The organism is Sedimentibacter sp. B4 (genome assembly GCF_000309315.1).
In the GTDB taxonomy this organism is placed as follows: Bacteria; Bacillota; Clostridia; order Tissierellales; family Sedimentibacteraceae; genus Sedimentibacter; species Sedimentibacter saalensis.
This window is the reverse complement of record NZ_CANG01001023.1, coordinates 1-230: the sequence shown is the minus strand read 5'-3', so window position 1 is coordinate 230 and position 230 is coordinate 1. Positions and strand designations below refer to the sequence as shown.

Annotated in this window: 1 pseudogene; it reads left to right on the top strand. The window is 72.2% G+C overall.

Going from position 1 to position 230, the window contains the following annotated elements:
• Positions 1-9: 9 nt before the first annotated feature.
• Positions 10-230, top strand: a pseudogene (locus tag BN358_RS25845) (hypothetical protein); the annotation flags it as partial.

The following is a 230-nucleotide window of genomic DNA, read 5'->3' as shown; positions in this document are numbered from 1 at the left end:
TAGGCCCTGATGGCCACCGGCGTCGCGTCGGCGTTCCTGTGCATCGTCGCGGTCACCGTGCTGTTCACCGGCCCGGACGGCAAGGGCATGCTCCCCGAACTCCCCGGTCTGGCGCTCGCCGGCCTGGTCAGCGTCGGTGGGGTCTGGATCGCCCGGCGGTGGAACAGCGAGTGGCTCGCCGTGCTGGCCATCCTGGGCAGCCTCGTGCTCGCCCCCTACACGTGCGCGAG